This is a genomic window from Kitasatospora sp. NPDC001119, from assembly GCF_053598475.1.
Map to the genome: position 1 here is coordinate 24031 of NZ_JBSFKI010000044.1, position 15801 is coordinate 39831.

Consider the following 15801-nt stretch of genomic DNA (forward strand, 5'->3'; position numbering starts at 1 on the left):
GTCATTCCGTCATTCCGTCATTCCGGGGCGGGGCCGCCGGGCAGGCGGACGGTGGCCAGCGCGCCCGGACCGCCGTCCGCGGCCGGGCCGAGGGTGACCTCGCCACCCGCCTCCCGGACGCTCTGCGCGACGATCGACAGCCCGAGGCCGGAGCCGGGCAGCTGGCGCGAGGAGGGCGAGCGCCAGAACCGGTCGAAGACGTACTGGAGCTCGTCCGGCGGGATGCCGGGGCCGTGGTCGCGGACGGTCAGCACGCCCCGGTGCAGCCGGACGTCGATGGTGCCGCCGGGCGGGCTGTACTTGACCGCGTTGTCCAGCAGGTTGATCACCGCCCGTTCCAGCCCGGCCGCGTCGCCGTGCACGTACCAGGGCTCGGTGTCGGTCTCGAAGACCAGCCCCGGGCCGCGCAGCTTGGCCCGTTCGACGGCCCGTCCGGCGAGCTCGTGCAGGGCGACCACGGTGGGGGCCGGGCCGCTCTTCGGGGTGTCCGGGCGGGAGAGCTGGAGCAGGTCGCCGATCAGCACGGTGAGCTCCTGCATCTGCGCCTTCATGTTGCCGAGCAGCTTGGTCTTGGTGGCGGCGGGCAGCGGGCGGCCGGTGTCGTTGCTGCGGATCAGCAGGTCGACGTTGGTGCGCAGGGAGGTCAGCGGGGTGCGGAGCTCGTGCCCGGCGTCGGCTATCAGCCGGGTCTGCCGCTCGCGGGAGTTGGCGAGGGCGGTGCTCATCGAGTTGAAGGACGTGGAGAGGCGGGCGATCTCGTCGTGTCCGTTGACCGGGATGGTGGTGCCCACCTCCTCGGTCCGGGCGATGTGCTCGACGGCGTCGGTGAGCTGGTCGACGGGCTTGAGGGAGGAACGGGCGACCAGCCGGCCGGCGATGGCGGCGAGCAGGATGCCGCCGGCGGAGACGGAGCCGAGGAGGATGGCGAGGCCCTGGAGGGAGTCCTCGACGGGCTGGGTGGAGGTGGCGACCATCAGCAGCGCCGGCCCCGACACGGAGTGGGCCAGCGAGATCCGGACGACCGCCGGGGTCCCGTCGGTGAAACGGCCGTCGCGGATGATCGACTGGCCGTTCTTGAGCCTGAACCCGGCTGTGTCGCCGGGCTGGACCACGATCGCCTTGGTCGCGTTCGGGGGCAGGCAGACGCCCGTCGGGTTGGCCACCACGAACTGGGTGTCCCGGGCCACCGCGATGCTGTTCTCCGAGGTGGTGCTCGTAGGCTGGTTCGCCAGAGCCTGTTCCGCGGTCGGGTAACAGAGGAGCAGGGGTACTCGGGCCGCCGATGGCACGGTCGCGTTGGCCAGGTCGGTCCGCACCTGGTCGTAGAGCTGCTTCTCCACGATGAACCAGCACGCCAGCGCCGACAGCGCGATCGCCACCGCCACCGCCGCCGCGCTCAGGAAGGTGAGGCGGCTGCGCAGCGAGCGGGAGCGGAACCAGTGGAGGAGGCGCTGTCGGCGGCGGGGCGTGCGGGGCGGTGCCAGCGGGGGTGCCAGCGGTGGGGGCGGGACGTGGTTCACGCGCTCGTGCCGGCGGCCGGGCGCAGGGCGTAGCCGACGCCGCGTACGGTCTGGATCAGGCGGGGCATGCCGCCCTGCTCGGTCTTGCGGCGCAGGTACATCACGTACACGTCGAGGGAGTTGGAGGAGGGCTCGAAGTCGAAGCCCCAGACCGCCTTGAGGATCTGTTCGCGGGTGAGGACCTGGCGGGGGTGGGCGAGGAACATCTCCAGCAGCATGAACTCGGTGCGGGTGAGCTCGATCGGCTTGCCGGCCCGGGTGACCTCGCGGGTGGCGGTGTTCATCCGCAGGTCGGCGAAGGCGAGCACCTCGCTCTCGTCCTCGACGGCGGCGCGGGCGGCGGCCTCGGCGGCGAGGGCGTTGCGGCGCAGCAGGGCGCGGACGCGGGCGAGCAGTTCGTCGAGCTCGAAGGGCTTGGCGAGGTAGTCGTCGGCGCCGACGTCGAGACCGGTGACGCGGTCGCCGACGGCGTCGCGGGCGGTCAGCATCAGCACCGGGACGGTGTCGCCGCGGGAGCGCATCCGGCGGACGGCGGTGAGGCCGTCCATCCGGGGCATCATGATGTCCAGCAGGACGAGGTCGGGCCGGTCGCGTTCGACGGATTCCAGGGCTTCGTAGCCGTCGGTGGCGGTGGCGACCTCGTACCCCTCGAAGGCGAGGCTGCTCTCCAGGGCGTCCCGGAGGGCGGGTTCGTCGTCGACCACGAGGAGCCGGGCGAAGGGGTGGCCGGCCTCGGCGGTGGTGCGGTCGTCGGCGGACGGGGTCATGGGCGGGTGCCCTTTCTCGTCGGGTGGAGGGCCTGCTGGGAGCAATTGTCCGTCTCAGGGAGCGGTGCTCACAGGTTCTGGCCGGCTTCGAGCTTCGGCAGGACCTGCTTGATGTCGTTGATCGGGATGGCGAAGCCGAGGCCGACGCTGCCGGCCGAGCCGCCGGAGGAGCCGGATCCGCCGGGCGCGTACATCGCCGAGTTGATGGCGATGACCTGGCCGTTGGCGTTGATGAGCGGGCCGCCGGAGTTGCCGGGGTTGAGCGCGGCGTCGGTCTGGAAGGCCTTGTAGGTGGTGGTGCTGCCGCTGTCGGACTGCGGGGCGGTGCCGCGCAGGCCGGGCAGGTAGGGGAGGCCGAAGCCGCCGTTGTTGCTGGTGCTGCCCTCGTCGAGCTGGACGGTGACGTCGCGGTTCTCGGCGCTGATGATGCCGGAGGTGACGGTGCCGGTGAGGCCGTCGGGGTTGCCGATGGCGACGACCGGGTCGCCGATGGCCACGGTGGAGGAGTCGCCGAGGACGGCGGGGGTGAGGTTCTTCGCGCCGGTGGCGGTGATCACGGCGACGTCGAGGGCCTTGTCGGTGCCGGTGACGGTGGCCTGGGCGGTGGAGCCGTCCTTGAAGGTGACGGTGATCCGGCCGCCGGCGGACGCGGTGTCGATCACGTGGTAGTTGGTGAGGATCTGTCCGTCGGTGTTCAGGACGACGCCGGTGCCGGTGGCGGTGCCGTTGCCGGTCTTGACGGTGATCTCGACGGTGCTGGGCGAGACGGCGGCGGCGACGGCGGCCACGTCGGCGGTGCCGTCGGAGCGGGCGGAGACCGGGCTGGCGATGGTGCCGACGCGGTTCTCGGAGCCCTGGTGGTCGGCGGCGACCAGGCCGCCGGTGACCCCGCCGAGGACGGCCGCGACCGCGGCGACGGCGGTGACCAGGGCGAGCCGGCCGCGCAGCAGTCCGCGCCGGGCCCGGCCGCCGTGGTGGCCGGGGCCCTCGGGGGAGCCCGGTCCGAGGATCGTGGGCGGCTCGGGCGGGATCGGCGGGGGCGGCGGCGGGGCGTCGAAGCCGCCGTCGGAGTGGTCCTCGCGGTAGCTGTACCCGGGCCCGTACCCGTCCGCGCCGGTGGTGCCGGAGCCGCCGGCGGCCGGGCCGCTGCCGAGCACGGTGCCCTCGATCACCCGGGGCTCCTGGGCCTCGTACTGCCCGTGGGCCTGGTACTGGCCGTGCTGCCCGTACCGGCCGTGGGCCTGGTAGGGGTCGTACTGCTCGTGGGGCTCGTACGGGCCGTACTGCTCGCTGGGGTGCTGCTGCTTCTCGCTCATGTCGACCAAGCTCGGCCCGGTGCATGAGGAGTGGATGAGAACCGGCTCAGAACGGGGAGAGAAGCCCGTTGGGTTCTCATAAAGCCTGGTCAGCCCGCCTGCCGAGCGGAACCGGCCGTTCCGGTACGGGCCCGCCGCTCCGGTCCGGGCCGGCTACTCCGCTACGGACCGGCCGGGGGCGTCGCCGCCGCAGCCGCAGGAACGGCGGATGACCAGCCGGGACGGGAAGGTGCGGACCCGCTCGGTGTCCGAGCCGGGCACCATCAGCGAGTCGTCCAGCACCAGGTCCACGGCGGCCCGGGCCATCGCGTCGCGGTCGGAGGCGACGGTGGTCAGCGGCGGGTCGGCGAGCGCGGCCTCCGGCACGTCGTCGAAGCCGGCCACCGCGAGGTCCTCCGGGACCCGCAGGCCGACCTCGCGGGCGGCCCGCAGCACGCCGATCGCCTGGTCGTCGGTGGAGCAGAAGATCGCCCGCGGCCGGTCCGGCGAGCGGAGCACGCCGAGCGCGACGTCGTAGGCGCCGTAGCGGTGGAAGGGCGCGTCGATCAGGTGCGGCTCGGTGGGGACACCGTGCGCGTCCATGGCGCGCTGCCACCCCTCGACGTGGTCGATGACCGGGTCGCCGGGGGCGGGGGACTCGACCGGGCCGCCGAAGCAGGCCACGTACGGGTGCCCGTGCACCTCCAGCAGGTGGCGCACGATCGCCTCGGCGCCCGCCACGTCGTCGGTGACCACCGCGACGTCGTCGATCGCCTCGGGCCGGCGGTGCAGCAGCACGACCTTGGCGCCCTCCATCGCGGCGAACTCCTCGGCGGCGCGCTGCGAGGGGCCCTGGCTGACCAGGATCAGGCCGGAGACGCGCATCCCGAGGAAGGCGCGGACGTAGTGCACCTCGCGGTCGTCCACGTAGTCGGAGTTGCCGATCAGCACGAGCTTGCCGCGCTCGGAGGCGGCCCGTTCCACGGCGTGCGCCATCTCGGCGAAGAAGGGCTGGCGGGCGTCCGGGACGACCATGCCGATCAGGTTGGTGCGCCGGGAGGCCATCGCCTGGGCGACGCTGTTCGGCCGGTAGCCGAGCTGGTCGATCGCCGCGAGGACCTTCTCCCGGGTCGCGGGTGCGACCGGGCGCGGACCGTTGTTGATGACGTAGCTGACGACCGCGGTCGAGGTACCAGCCAGCCGGGCTACATCGTCGCGCGTCACTTTGGCCACGGGGGGAGTCTACGCGTGTGGCCTCCGGGGCGGCAGGGGGAGCTGGGGCCTTGTTCGGCAGGCCGGCGGGCGGCTCCGGGAGGAACCGGACAAGCCGGGCGGGGGACGGCCCGCCCGGCCGGTCCTCAGGCGTCCAGGGGGGTGGCGGGGCGCTGGGCGAGCTCCGGCCGTTCGCCCTTCTCGGGCTTCTCCGGGACGACGAAGCGGTAGCCGACGTTGCGCACCGTGCCGATCAGCTGCTCGTGCTCCACGCCGAGCTTGGCGCGCAGCCGCCGGACGTGCACGTCCACCGTCCGGGTGCCGCCGAAGTAGTCGTAGCCCCAGACCTCCTGCAGCAGCTGCGCCCGGGTGAAGACCCGGCCGGGGTGCTGCGCGAGGTACTTGATCAGCTCGAACTCCTTGAAGGTGAGGTCGAGCGCCCGGCCCTTGAGCTTGGCGGAGTAGGTCGCCTCGTCGACCGAGAGGTCGCCGTTGCGGATCTCCATCGGGCTGTCGTCGGTGACGACCTGGAGGCGGCCGAGCGCGAGCCGCAGCCGGGCCTCGACCTCGGCCGGGCCCGCGGTGTCCAGCAGGACGTCGTCGATGCCCCACTCGGCGGTGACGGCGGCCAGGCCGCCCTCGGTGACCACCAGGATCAGCGGGCAGCCGATGCCGGTGGACCGCAGCAGCTGGCAGAGGCTGCGGATCTGCGGCAGGTCCCGCCGGCCGTCGACCAGGATGACGTCCGCGCTGGGCGTGTCCACCAGGGCCGAGCCCTCGGCGGGGGCCACCCGGACGTTGTGCAGCAGCAGTCCGAGGGCGGGCAGCACTTCGGCGGACGGTTGCAGCGCATTGGTGAGGAGGAGGAGAGAACTCATACCCGGTGGTCCCCTTTCCGGGTCGTCGCGGTCGCGTGACGGCTGCCGCCACAGCCGGATGGCGCACGTGCTGAGGGGGAGGGGAGGACGACGGCCGGTCGCGGCGGACCGGGGGAGCGGACGGCGTGCGGGGCGCGACGGCGGGTCCGCCGGGGGTCCCGCAACCCCGGGCGCACCGTTTCTGCCCTGTTCCTCACCGCGAACCCTCCGGTCTGGTCCGGCGCCGGGTGGCGGCCCGGTGCCGGGTGGCGATGCCCCGGCCGGCCGGGGCACGTCGTTGTGCCGCGCCGGCCGGGAGGTCCCTGCTGCGCGCCGGGGGTGGGCCGACGAATCGCAAGAACGTCCGTACCGGCGTCCTGGAAGCACAAAAGGACCCGGGGGCGACTCTGCCCGGATCCCTCTTGGTGGTCGAGGATAGCCGACCGCCCCCTCCGCCGGGAGTGCCGGAATCCGGCGGTTCGCCCAATTCGGGCGTGCGCCGGGTGAGGCTGGACACAGCTTCGAGCGCCGGTCCGGCGCTGGTCCGGCGCCTCCGGGTGGCGGTCCGGTGCGAGGCCGGTGCGTACTCCGTGCCGGTCCGGCCAGGGCGATTGCCGCTCGTGGTGGCCGACACGCCATCATGGGGGGCGCACATCGGAGGCGCTGTTCGGGTCCATCGTTCGGGTGGTCGGGCGGCCGTCGCGGTGGCGAGCCGGACCGGGGTACCGGAGCCGGGCGAGGACGACGAGAAGGGGTGGCCCGATGGGCGCGACCACCGAGCCCGCGAGCGGCGCCCGGGTGCGCGGGACGATCCGCTACTGGGCGGCGGCGAAGTCCGAGGCCGGGCTGGCCGAGGAGCCGTACGAGGCGGCGACCCTGGCGGAGGCGCTGGCGGCGGCCAGGGCGCGGCACGCCGACCGGCCGAAGCTCGTCCAGCTGCTCGGGCACTGCTCGTACCTGGTCGACGGGGCCCAGGTGGGCGGCCGCGACCACGCGACCGTCGCCCTGACCGAGGGCGGGACGGTCGAGGTCCTCCCGCCGTTCGCGGGAGGCTGAGCGGCGTGACGGACATGAACAACCCGAACCACCCGAACCACGGCGGCCACGGCGAGTGGCCGCAGCAGCCCCACCAGCCGTACCCGCCCCAGGGACAGCAGCCGTACCCGCAGCAGCAGCCGTACGTCCCGCCGCAGCAGCCCGGCCACCAGTCGCCGTACGGCTACCCGGTGGACGACGCGGCGGCGACCGCGGTGCTGCCGGCGGTGCCCGCGTTCGACGACGCGGCCGCGACCACCCTGCTGCCGCCGGTGCCGGCGGTGAGCGACGCCGAGGCGACGGCGCTGCTGCCGCCGGTGGTGGTGTCCGGTCCGCTGTCGGGCGCGCCCCGGCAGCAGGGTCACCAGCCGCATCAGCCGCATCAGCCGCAGGGTCACCAGCCGTACCAGCCGCCGCAGGCCCAGCAGCCCCAGCAGCCGCAGCAGGCCCCGCAGCCGCGGCAGCGGCGGCGGCCGCCGGAGCAGCCGGTGCAGCCCCAGCCGGATCCGACGATCCAGCTGCAGCTCCCCCGGCCGCCGGGGCCGCGGGCCCGGCACGCGGCCCCGGCGCCGCAGCAGGCCCCCGCGCAGCAGGCGGCGGAGGCCTTCGACCCGCCGACCATGACGCTCAAGCGCCCGGTCGCCCCCGGCCCGCTGGGCGTCCCCGTCGCGCCGCCGTACGGGGCCGTCCCGCCGCAGGCGGTGCCGCCTGCCGGTCCGCGCGGCCGGACCGGCTCGCCGATCATCGACCCGGGCCTGCAGCCGGCCCTGATCACGGTGGGCATCGCCGCGCTGCTGGCCGGCGGTGCCGCGCTCGGGCAGGTCGCGCTGGCCCTGGTGGTCGCGCCGCTCCAGCTGCTGACGGCGGCCGGCTGGTTCCGGCTGAACGGCATGTGGCCGGCCCGGCAGGGCATCCTGCTCGCCGCGCTGGCGGGCCTGACGGCGGACGTGGCGGTGCTGCTGGCGGACTCCGACGGTGGCGTGGCGGCCGTGGTGGGCACCCTGGGCGGGTTCTTCCTGCTCGTCCTGGTGCTGCAGACGTTCCGCCCGTCGGACCCGAAGGAGCGGTTCTACGCGCTGACCGTGCTCGGCTCGGCCACCGTGGTGACGGTGCTGTGCACCGCGCTGCTGCTGGCCGACTGGGTGCCGGCCGCGGTGGGCGCGGTGGCGCTGGCCACCCTGCTGGCCGCGGCGCCGCTGCCCGGGCCGAAGCAGCTGGGCCCGGTGCTGGGCCTGGCCGCGGCGGTGCTGCTGGGCCTGCTGGTCGGGGCCCCGTTGGCGCTCGGTGTGCTCGCCGGGCTGGGTGCGCTGGTCGGCCGTCGGGTCGCGGCGTACGACTTCCCGTCCCGCTTCGTGCACATGACGGCGGGCGTGGCGCTGCCGCTGGCGGTGGCCGCGCCGCTGGCCTGGATCGCCACGGAGCTGCTGGCCTGAGCCACCCGTACCCACCCGTCCAGGCCTGTTCAGGTCGAATTCCCGCCCCGGAACCATGTTCCGGGGCGGGACGTCGTACGGTCGTGCGAGGGCGGACGTGTCCTGCGTCCGCCACGGAACGGTGAACGACCCACTGCGAACGACCACAGCGACGAACGACCACAGCGACCGGCGACGACGGGGGACACGATGCGCGGATGGCTGAAGGCCACGATCGGCCTGGCGGTGCTCTCCGGCCTGCTGCTGGGTGCGGACCGGATCGCGGTGGGCGTGGCCGAGGACGAGGCCGCCGACCGGATCGTGAAGAGCGGCCGGATGAGCCAGCGCCCGGACGTCTCGATCGAGGGCTTCCCGTTCCTCACCCAGGTGCTGTCGATGAAGCTGGACGACGTCCGGATCTCCTCCGACGGCCTGGCCGTCGGCGACGGCAGCCACCAGGTGGCGCTGCACTCGTTCAAGGCGCGGCTCGCCGGGGTCAAGGTCAGCGACAGCATGAGCAGTGCCACGGTGGACAGCGGCACCGGCAGCGGGGTGATCTCCTACCCGGACCTCGCGCAGCTGCTGCCGCCCGCCTCCCAGCTGCTGCACGGCGCCAAGCTGCCGGTGGGCGGCAACTCCCGGCTGAGCCTGGCCTACGCCGGTCCGGGCAAGGTCAAGGCCTCGCTGGGTCCGATCGAGATCGGCGAGGGCAGCGTGCGCAACAAGGGGAACACCGTCACGGTGGACGGCTTCCGGCTGAGCTCGCTGGCGGGGCTGGTGGCCGGCGCGACCAACCAGCAGCTGGAGCCGATGAGCTTCACCCTGGACTCGCTGCCGGCCGGGCTGAAGCTGGCCGACAAGGAGGGCGGGGGCGGCGGTGTGACGCCGCTGCCGGAGGGCCTCCAGCTGACCTTCGACGGCAAGGACGTCAAGCTCCTGGGCTGATCCCGGCCCGTGCGCGGCCCGTGCCCAGCCCGTCCCCGGCCCATCCCCGGCCCGGTCCCGGGGCCCGCCCACGGCTGTGCCGAATCGTTCCGCTCCGCGAGACGCGCTGTCCAGCGCGGGCCGTGGAGCGGTGTCGTTCGCGCCCCGCGCACGCCCTCCGGGGGCCGCCGGCCGGGCCCGGACAGGCCGGACCGGGGGCAAATCCCATCATCCGGTCGTTCTGATCCCACTATTCGATACGCTGATGACAGCGGGCCTCCGGTGTCCCTAGCATCGTCGGCATGAAGCGACAGACGGACCTCACGAAGCGGCGGGCGGTAGACCTGTGCCGCGTGGCCGCCTGTCTGTGTCGAATGCGCTGATTCGGCGCCCCCGGCAGGGCAGTTGACGCCCGCCGCCGATCTTTCCGGCGACCGCGCCCGGCCCCCCGGGCCGGCGGTCGCCGAGGTACTCCGCAGTCTCCTGCCCGGCCGCACCGGCCCACCCCCTCGTCCCGCTATTCGGACAGGGTTTCGGACCGCATCCTCCCGGGCACCCTGCAGCACCCTCCTGAGCAGCACCTTCCGCACAACCGCCCTCGGATGGAGAACCCACCATGAGCCGCAGCGACGTCCTGGTCGACGCCGACTGGGTCCAGGCCCACCTGGACGACCCGAAGGTCGTCATCGTCGAGGTCGACGAGGACACCTCCGCGTACGAGAAGAACCACATCCGCAACGCCGTCCGGATCGACTGGAAGCAGGACCTCCAGGACCCGGTCCGCCGCGACTTCATCGACCAGGCCGGCTTCGAGGCCCTGCTGAGCGCCAAGGGCATCGCCAACGACCAGACCGTCGTGCTGTACGGCGGCAACAACAACTGGTTCGCCTCGTACGCCTACTGGTACTTCAAGCTGTACGGCCACGGCGACGTCCGCCTGCTGGACGGCGGCCGCAAGAAGTGGGAGCTGGACTCCCGCGACCTGGTCGCCGAGGTGCCGGCCCGCCCGGCCACCGAGTACACGGCGCAGGCCGCCGACGCCTCGATCCGCGCCTTCCGCGACGACGTGATCGCCGCCATCGGCACCCTGAACCTGGTCGACGTCCGCTCGCCCGACGAGTTCTCCGGCAAGCTGCTCGCCCCGGCGCACCTCCCGCAGGAGCAGTCGCAGCGCCCCGGCCACGTGCCGAGCGCCCGCAACATCCCGTGGGCCAAGAACGCCAACGACGACGGCACCTTCAAGAGCGACGACGAGCTCAAGGCGCTGTACGAGGCCGAGGGCATCGACCTGGCGAAGGACACCATCGCCTACTGCCGCATCGGCGAGCGCTCCGCGCTCACCTGGTTCGTGCTGCACGAGCTGCTCGGCCAGGAGAACGTCAAGAACTACGACGGCTCGTGGACCGAGTACGGCAGCCTGGTCGGCGTGCCGATCGAGCTCGGCAGCAACTGAGCCCCCGGCTCGACCCGTAAGTCAGAAGGAGACAGACATGTGCGGTGCGAAGGCCGGCGGCCCGGACCTGGCAGGAGTTGACGTGGCGAACGAGACGATCATCCAGGGTTCGGTGACCCGCGACGGAGAGCCGGTCAACGGCTACGTGCGGCTGCTGGACGAGGGCGGCGAGTTCACGGCCGAGGTGCCCACCTCGGCGACCGGCCAGTTCCGGTTCTTCGCCCGCCCGGGCAAGTGGACCCTGCGCGCGCTGGTGCCGGGCCAGACCGTGGACCGTCAGGTGGTGGCCTCCCAGGGCACCGCCGTCGAGGTCGCGATCGCGGTCTGACCGGAGCCGGGACGATCCCGGACCAGACTCCGAGGGCCCCTGCCGAGCAGGGGCCCTCGGTCGTACCGTGGAGGGGTGCAGGCAAGGCGGCGGCGTCGCTACTACTTCGCCATGATGGGCGTGTGCCTGGGCCTGTTCGTCATGGCCTGGGGCGTGGTGCGGTTCTTCTCGGTCGGCGCGGCGATCGGCATGTGCGTGGTCGCGATGGTCATCCCGCCGGCCGCCGCGGTGTTCGCCAACAAGCGCGACCCGGACGACGACTGGTGGAACGACCCGCGCTGGGACGACCCGAAGTGGGACGAGCCCGGCCACGACCGGGACCGCCCCGACCACGAGGAACGCCCGTAGGCGTCAATACGCGAGGTGCCTCAGTACACGAGCGCCTGGACGTTGTCCGACATGATCTCGCTGACGAAGACCTGGGCGCCCGCGATGCGGACACCCTCGACGGTGTCCTGCTGTGTGATCCCGCGCCGGGCCGCGCACTGGGTGCACAGCGTCACCGAGCCGGCCGCCAGGATCGACTCCAGCAGGTCCGGCAGCGGCGCCGCGTGCGGCAGTTCGAACTCCGCGGCCCGGCCCGGCAGCGCGAACCAGGAGGACTCCCCGGTCAGCCAGAGCGAGACCTCGATCCCGCTGGCGACGGCCACCGCCGCCACCGTGAACGCCTGCGAGCACCGCTCCGGCGCGTCCGCCCCTGCGGTGACCTTGATGACCAGTTTCTTCGCCATGGCGCCACCTTAGAGGTGCCGGCGCCCCCGCCGTCCGGCATCCCCGGAAGCCTTGGGCAAAGCTTGAGCAGCCGCGGGAGGACGGCGCGAACGGCGACGTGGTGGGGCTCACCGCGACCCTCCGGAACCCGGCGGATAGAGTGAGCCGAGCACAATCCACCACACTGTCGCCGCCTGGGAGCCACCCGTGTCCGGTCTGGAAATCTTCTTCGACGGTCTGCTGGCCCTCATGGCCGTGCTGATCACCTGGTTCGCCATCTTCTCGGTGATGAAGCTGTACCAGGGCCAGCGCTGAGACTGCCGTACGGTTGAGGCAGTCCCACACCGACGAGAACAGCGACCAGGAACATGATCGAGATCCCTTCTGACCTCCACAGGGACGTCGTCCCGCTCGCCTTCCTCCTCGGCACCTGGGAGGGCGCGGGCGTCTACGACTTCCCGGGCGCGGAGAAGTGCAACTTCGGCCAGGAGATCGTGATCCGCCACGACGGCCGCCCCTTCCTGGAGTTCCGCTCCCGGACCTGGGTGCTGGACAGCGAGGGCGAGAAGGTCCGTCCGCTGGAGAACGAGCACGCGTTCTGGCGCATCACCAGCAACCACGACGGCACCAGCGGTGTCCGGGGGATCGAGATCTCCTCCGTCCGCGACGACGGCACGGTCGAGATCTGGTACGGCGAGCTGGCCGACGGCAAGCCCCAGGTCGACGTCTCCACCGACGCGGTCGCCCGGATCGAGGGCTCCCCGGAGTACTCGGGCGGCAAGCGGCTGTACGGCTTCGTCAACGGCGAGCTGCTCTGGGTCGGCGAGAAGGCCGCCCCGAGCGTGCCGCTGCGCCCGTACATGTCCGCCCAGCTGAAGAAGGTGCTCAGCCCGGCCCAGCTGATCAAGGACATCAACGACCTGCCGGACGACGGCATCGCCTTCTTCAAGTAGGCCGATCGCGCGACCGGCACTTCCGTGCACGAGGTAGGGACCGGCCCCCGGCCGGTCCCTACACTTGCTCCAGGACCCCCGACCATTGGCAGGGACGAGTACCGTGGCGGACACCGGCACCACCGACTGGCAGCTCTCCGGCGACTGGAAGGCCGACCTGCGCGAACGCGGGTACCGGCTCACCCCGCAGCGGCAGCTCGTGCTGGAGGCCGTCGACGAGCTCGACCACGCCACCCCCGACGACATCCTCTGCCACGTCCGCCGGACCGCCAGCGGCGTCAACATCTCCACCGTCTACCGGACCCTGGAGCTGCTGGAGGAGCTGGGCCTGGTCTCGCACGCCCACCTCGGCCACGGCGCCCCGACCTACCACCTGGCCGGCCGCCACCACCACCTGCACCTGGTCTGCCGGGACTGCGACAAGGTCACCGAGACCGGCACCGAGATCGCCCAGCCGCTGATCGACAGCCTGCGCGAGCGGCACGGCTTCGACACCGACCTCAAGCACTTCGCCATCTTCGGCCGCTGCGCCGACTGCACCGCCAAGCTCGTCGGGGACCAGCCGTAAGCTGGCCGGTATGACCGGTGTGAAGAGCCCGCTGCTTTCCCTGCCCGGAGCCGTCCCCGCCGAGGGGGCCGACGAGGGCGTCGCCGCCCACTACGGCGACATCTTCCGCGAGCAACGCAGGCTGTCGCAGGGCGTCGGCTTCGTCGACCTCTCGCACCGCGGCGTGGTCACCGTGACCGGCGCGGACCGGCTCTCCTGGCTGCACCTGCTGCTCACCCAGCACGTCAGCGAGTTGCCGCCGCAGCAGGCCGCCGAGGCGCTGGTGCTCTCCCCGAACGGGCACGTCGAGCACGCGCTCTACCTGGTGGACGACGGCACCACCACCTGGGCGCACGTCGAGCCGGGCACCCAGGAGGCGCTGGTCGCCTACCTGGAGGGCATGAAGTTCTTCTACCGGGTGGAGGTCGCCGACGCGACCGCCGAGTACGCCGTGGTCCACCTGCCGGCCGGCTCCACCGCCTCCGTCGAGGGCGCCGCCGCCGTCCGCGAACTCCCGTACGGGCGCGACCTGTTCGTGCCGCGCGCCGAGCTGGAGCGGCTCACCGCCGGGTACGGCCCGGCGGCCGGGGTCTGGGCGTACGAGGCGCTGCGGATCGAGGGCCACCGGCCCCGGCTGGGCTTCGAGACCGACCACCGGACCATCCCGCACGAGGTGGACTGGCTGCGCACCGCCGTCCACCTGCAGAAGGGCTGCTACCGCGGCCAGGAGACCGTCGCCCGGGTGCACAACCTGGGCCGCCCGCCGCGCCGGCTGGTCTTCCTGCACCTGGACGGCACCGAGGAGACGCTGCCCCCGCACGGCACCGAGGTGCGGCTGGCCACCGACCCGGACGGGCGGGCGCTGGGCTTCGTGACCTCCTCGGCCCGGCACCACGAGCTGGGGCCGATCGCGCTGGCGATCGTCAAGCGGAACGTCCCGGTGGACGCCGTGCTGCTGGCCGGCACGGTGCCGGGCACCCAGGACGTGATCGTCCCGCAGTAGGGGGCCGTCCGGGGCCGCGCCGGGGCCGCTCGGCGCCCCGGCCGGGCCCGGTGGGGCCCCGGCGGGGTCAGACCTCGACGAGGACGGTGAACGGGCCGTCGTTCACCAGCGCCACCCGCATGTCGGCGCCGAACCGGCCCGTCTCCACCGTGGCGCCCAGCGCGCGCAGCTGCGCCACCACCTCGTCCACCAGCGGCTCGGCGACCGGGCCGGGGGCGGCGGCGTTCCAGGTGGGGCGGCGGCCCTTGCGGGCGTCGCCGTAGAGCGTGAACTGGCTGATCACCAGCAGCGGGGCGCCGAGGTCCGAGCAGCTCTGCTCGACGCCCTCGTCGTTCGCGGGCAGCAGCCGCAGCGTCCAGAGCTTGCGGGCCAGTTGGGCGGCCTTGGCGGGGGTGTCGTCGTGGGTGGCGCCGACCAGGACGCAGAGCCCGGGCCCCTCGATCGCGCCTACGGTCTCACCGGCCACGGTCACCCGGGCCTCGGTCACTCGCTGCACCACTGCTCGCATGCCGCCATTGTGCCGGAGCGCCGTACGGCCCCCGGAGGAGCCCCGGGTGCGTCCCGCGCGGCCCGCGCCCGGCGCGTCCGCCGCCGCTCCGCGCCCGCGCATCCGCCGTGCCCCCGGCTCAGCGCCGCACCCTTCCCGGCCGTTCTGCCCGGCCGCCCCTCCGGTCGGCCCCGTCCCTCCGCCCCGGCGGCCTCCCCAGGGCGCACACCAGGGGCGCGCACGAAGGCCGTGCACGCCCTGGGGTGCGCGCCTGCGCGGAATCGGGCGCCACTCTTCCTGGGGAAAGGGCTGGTCATATCAGCCACCCCCGTTCGCCAGGGGGCCGTTCGGGTGCACGGGCGGTGCGCGTGCGCCGGGTGGGGTGGCACGCTGGTGGACCGTACGAGGGGTCCGGGGCGCCAGGAGGTCCGCCGCGCCGGACCCGGGTTCGGCCGGGCGGTCGAGCCGGTAGGTCAGGCGTCTGGCGGTGCCGCCCCGGTGGGCGTCACGGCCGGGGACCGGAGCCTCCGGGGGTTCCCGGCGGGCCGGTGGACGGGACGCGCGGCCCGTCGGGGGACGGGTCGGACCGGCGGCAGCGACGGGGTGCCGCGAGCGGGCGGGATCGGACGACGTCAGGTGGTTGGGTGATGGACGCGAGCAGCGTGGCGCGGGACCGGTCCGGGTCGGTGGTGCGGGCCCCAGGGGGCCCGGACGGTCCGGCGGCGGGCGCGGAGGACGAGCCCGACCTGGAGGGGCTGGGCCTGGAGCAGCTGCGGGTGCTGCGCCGGGAGACCCTGGAGCAGGAGGCCGACCTGTCCTACCTGCGGCGGCTGCTGCACGGGCGGATGGACATCCTGCGCGCTGAACTCGACCGGCGGCCCGGCACGGGCCCGGTCCGTACGGCCGACCCGTCCGGCCCCGACCCGGCCCCCGGCGACCTGCTGGACCGGCTGCCGGCCATCCTGACCGACGCGCCCTCCACCGTGCGGCGCTCGGCCCGGCACGTCACCCTCGGGCCGCCGCGCACCCGGGAGTCCCGGCTGGAGGCGGACGCGCTGATGGGCGACGTCCAGCTCGCCGACCTGGCGGCGCACCCGGCCGAGGAGCTGCTGGCCGCCCTGGAGCGGCTGCGGGCGTACGAGCGGGAGGTGTCCGGACGGCGCCAGCGGCTGCTGCGCACGGCCGACGGTTGCAACGCCGAGATCACCCGCAGGTACCGTGATGGGGAAGCACGGGTCGACGACCTGCTCGCACGGGGGCCGCTCTGACCGGGTGGGTCGCCGCGGGCGGGTGAGGC

At 73.7% G+C, this 15801-nt stretch carries 18 protein-coding genes; 11 read left to right on the forward strand and 7 right to left on the reverse strand.

Translation table 11 applies throughout. The features are described 5' to 3' along the window. Nucleotides 1–17 precede the first annotated feature (17 nt). The 5 genes from ACWDD9_RS36665 to ACWDD9_RS36685 form a co-directional block, all read right to left on the reverse strand. Nucleotides 18–1520, reverse strand: coding sequence for a HAMP domain-containing sensor histidine kinase (locus ACWDD9_RS36665; RefSeq protein WP_387830979.1), 1503 nt, complete (start codon nt 1518–1520; stop codon nt 18–20). Further along, entirely contained in the window at nt 1517–2287 is a 771-nt protein-coding gene (locus tag ACWDD9_RS36670) for a response regulator transcription factor (protein WP_074006426.1), read from the reverse strand. Before ACWDD9_RS36670 ends, ACWDD9_RS36665 begins: the two co-directional genes overlap by 4 nt. A 68-nt stretch (nt 2288–2355) precedes the next feature. Next, nucleotides 2356–3603, reverse strand: coding sequence for a S1C family serine protease (locus tag ACWDD9_RS36675; protein WP_449813984.1), 1248 nt, complete (start codon nt 3601–3603; stop codon nt 2356–2358). Nucleotides 3604–3756: 153 nt separating this feature from the next. Beyond that, a complete protein-coding gene (locus ACWDD9_RS36680; RefSeq protein WP_049659714.1) occupies nt 3757–4815 on the reverse strand; it encodes a LacI family DNA-binding transcriptional regulator in 1059 nt (352 codons plus the stop codon). A gap of 125 nt (nt 4816–4940) precedes the next feature. Beyond that, nucleotides 4941–5672, reverse strand: coding sequence for a response regulator transcription factor (locus tag ACWDD9_RS36685; protein ID WP_074006427.1), 732 nt, complete (start codon nt 5670–5672; stop codon nt 4941–4943). Between the two features lie 741 nt (nt 5673–6413). Here ACWDD9_RS36685 and ACWDD9_RS36690 point away from each other — a divergent pair. The 7 genes from ACWDD9_RS36690 to ACWDD9_RS36720 all read left to right on the forward strand — a co-directional run bounded on the left by ACWDD9_RS36690 (nt 6414) and on the right by ACWDD9_RS36720 (nt 11151). Next, the gene (locus ACWDD9_RS36690; protein ID WP_049659718.1) at nt 6414–6707 is read left to right on the forward strand and encodes a MoaD/ThiS family protein; all 294 of its coding nucleotides are present in this window, start codon (nt 6414–6416) and stop codon (nt 6705–6707) included. A 5-nt stretch (nt 6708–6712) separates the two neighbouring features. Continuing rightward, nucleotides 6713–8119 (forward strand): hypothetical protein, encoded by a 1407-nt coding sequence (locus tag ACWDD9_RS36695; protein ID WP_449813985.1) that lies wholly within the window; start codon nt 6713–6715, stop codon nt 8117–8119. 189 nt (nt 8120–8308) lie between these two features. After that, nucleotides 8309–9043, forward strand: coding sequence for an LmeA family phospholipid-binding protein (locus ACWDD9_RS36700; RefSeq protein WP_049656250.1), 735 nt, complete (start codon nt 8309–8311; stop codon nt 9041–9043). Nucleotides 9044–9324: 281 nt separating this feature from the next. Continuing rightward, complete coding sequence (locus ACWDD9_RS36705) at nt 9325–9405, forward strand: Ms5788A family Cys-rich leader peptide (RefSeq protein WP_350517234.1); 81 nt, start codon at nt 9325–9327, stop codon at nt 9403–9405. A 233-nt stretch (nt 9406–9638) separates the two neighbouring features. Beyond that, a complete protein-coding gene (locus ACWDD9_RS36710; RefSeq protein WP_049656251.1) occupies nt 9639–10475 on the forward strand; it encodes a sulfurtransferase in 837 nt (278 codons plus the stop codon). A gap of 37 nt (nt 10476–10512) precedes the next feature. After that, nucleotides 10513–10803, forward strand: a complete 291-nt coding sequence (locus ACWDD9_RS36715) for a DUF1416 domain-containing protein (protein ID WP_030059605.1) — start codon at nt 10513–10515, stop codon at nt 10801–10803. A gap of 75 nt (nt 10804–10878) precedes the next feature. After that, nucleotides 10879–11151 carry a DUF3099 domain-containing protein gene (locus ACWDD9_RS36720; protein ID WP_082346012.1) on the forward strand — a complete coding sequence of 91 codons (273 nt, stop codon included), beginning with the start codon at nt 10879–10881 and terminating at the stop codon, nt 11149–11151. 20 nt (nt 11152–11171) lie between these two features. Here the strand turns inward: ACWDD9_RS36720 and ACWDD9_RS36725 are convergent, their stop codons facing one another. Next, nucleotides 11172–11534: a DsrE family protein gene (locus ACWDD9_RS36725; RefSeq protein WP_049656255.1), complete on the reverse strand. Its 363-nt coding sequence runs from the start codon at nt 11532–11534 to the stop codon at nt 11172–11174. A 348-nt stretch (nt 11535–11882) separates the two neighbouring features. Between ACWDD9_RS36725 and ACWDD9_RS36730 the strand changes: the two genes are divergently transcribed. From ACWDD9_RS36730 to ygfZ, 3 genes are all read left to right on the forward strand, one after another. Further along, entirely contained in the window at nt 11883–12467 is a 585-nt protein-coding gene (locus ACWDD9_RS36730; RefSeq protein ID WP_049656257.1) for an FABP family protein, read from the forward strand. Between the two features lie 103 nt (nt 12468–12570). Further along, nucleotides 12571–13035: a Fur family transcriptional regulator gene (locus ACWDD9_RS36735; protein WP_049656259.1), complete on the forward strand. Its 465-nt coding sequence runs from the start codon at nt 12571–12573 to the stop codon at nt 13033–13035. Nucleotides 13036–13054: 19 nt separating this feature from the next. Next, nucleotides 13055–14017 (forward strand): CAF17-like 4Fe-4S cluster assembly/insertion protein YgfZ, encoded by a 963-nt coding sequence (gene ygfZ, locus ACWDD9_RS36740; protein ID WP_117491889.1) that lies wholly within the window; start codon nt 13055–13057, stop codon nt 14015–14017. A 67-nt stretch (nt 14018–14084) separates the two neighbouring features. On the opposite strand, the gene dtd is transcribed toward ygfZ, so the two are convergent. Further along, on the reverse strand, nt 14085–14525 hold the full coding sequence (gene dtd, locus ACWDD9_RS36745; RefSeq protein ID WP_449813986.1) for a D-aminoacyl-tRNA deacylase: 441 nt from the start codon (nt 14523–14525) through the stop codon (nt 14085–14087). 626 nt (nt 14526–15151) lie between these two features. Between dtd and ACWDD9_RS36750 the strand changes: the two genes are divergently transcribed. Then, nucleotides 15152–15772, forward strand: a complete 621-nt coding sequence (locus tag ACWDD9_RS36750; protein WP_234348561.1) for an RsiG family protein — start codon at nt 15152–15154, stop codon at nt 15770–15772. Nucleotides 15773–15801 lie beyond the last annotated feature (29 nt).

Coding starts and splice junctions, on each gene's coding strand:
- ACWDD9_RS36725 (WP_049656255.1), bottom strand. CDS start 11,534: ATGGCGAAGAAACTGGTCATCAAGGTCACCGCAGGGGCGGACGCGCCG.
- ACWDD9_RS36730 (WP_049656257.1), top strand. CDS start 11,883: ATGATCGAGATCCCTTCTGACCTCCACAGGGACGTCGTCCCGCTCGCC.
- ACWDD9_RS36675 (WP_449813984.1), bottom strand. CDS start 3,603: ATGAGCGAGAAGCAGCAGCACCCCAGCGAGCAGTACGGCCCGTACGAG.
- ACWDD9_RS36715 (WP_030059605.1), top strand. CDS start 10,513: ATGTGCGGTGCGAAGGCCGGCGGCCCGGACCTGGCAGGAGTTGACGTG.
- ACWDD9_RS36710 (WP_049656251.1), top strand. CDS start 9,639: ATGAGCCGCAGCGACGTCCTGGTCGACGCCGACTGGGTCCAGGCCCAC.
- ACWDD9_RS36670 (WP_074006426.1), bottom strand. CDS start 2,287: ATGACCCCGTCCGCCGACGACCGCACCACCGCCGAGGCCGGCCACCCC.
- dtd (WP_449813986.1), bottom strand. CDS start 14,525: ATGCGAGCAGTGGTGCAGCGAGTGACCGAGGCCCGGGTGACCGTGGCC.
- ACWDD9_RS36690 (WP_049659718.1), top strand. CDS start 6,414: ATGGGCGCGACCACCGAGCCCGCGAGCGGCGCCCGGGTGCGCGGGACG.
- ACWDD9_RS36700 (WP_049656250.1), top strand. CDS start 8,309: ATGCGCGGATGGCTGAAGGCCACGATCGGCCTGGCGGTGCTCTCCGGC.
- ACWDD9_RS36750 (WP_234348561.1), top strand. CDS start 15,152: ATGGACGCGAGCAGCGTGGCGCGGGACCGGTCCGGGTCGGTGGTGCGG.
- ACWDD9_RS36685 (WP_074006427.1), bottom strand. CDS start 5,672: ATGAGTTCTCTCCTCCTCCTCACCAATGCGCTGCAACCGTCCGCCGAA.
- ACWDD9_RS36705 (WP_350517234.1), top strand. CDS start 9,325: ATGAAGCGACAGACGGACCTCACGAAGCGGCGGGCGGTAGACCTGTGC.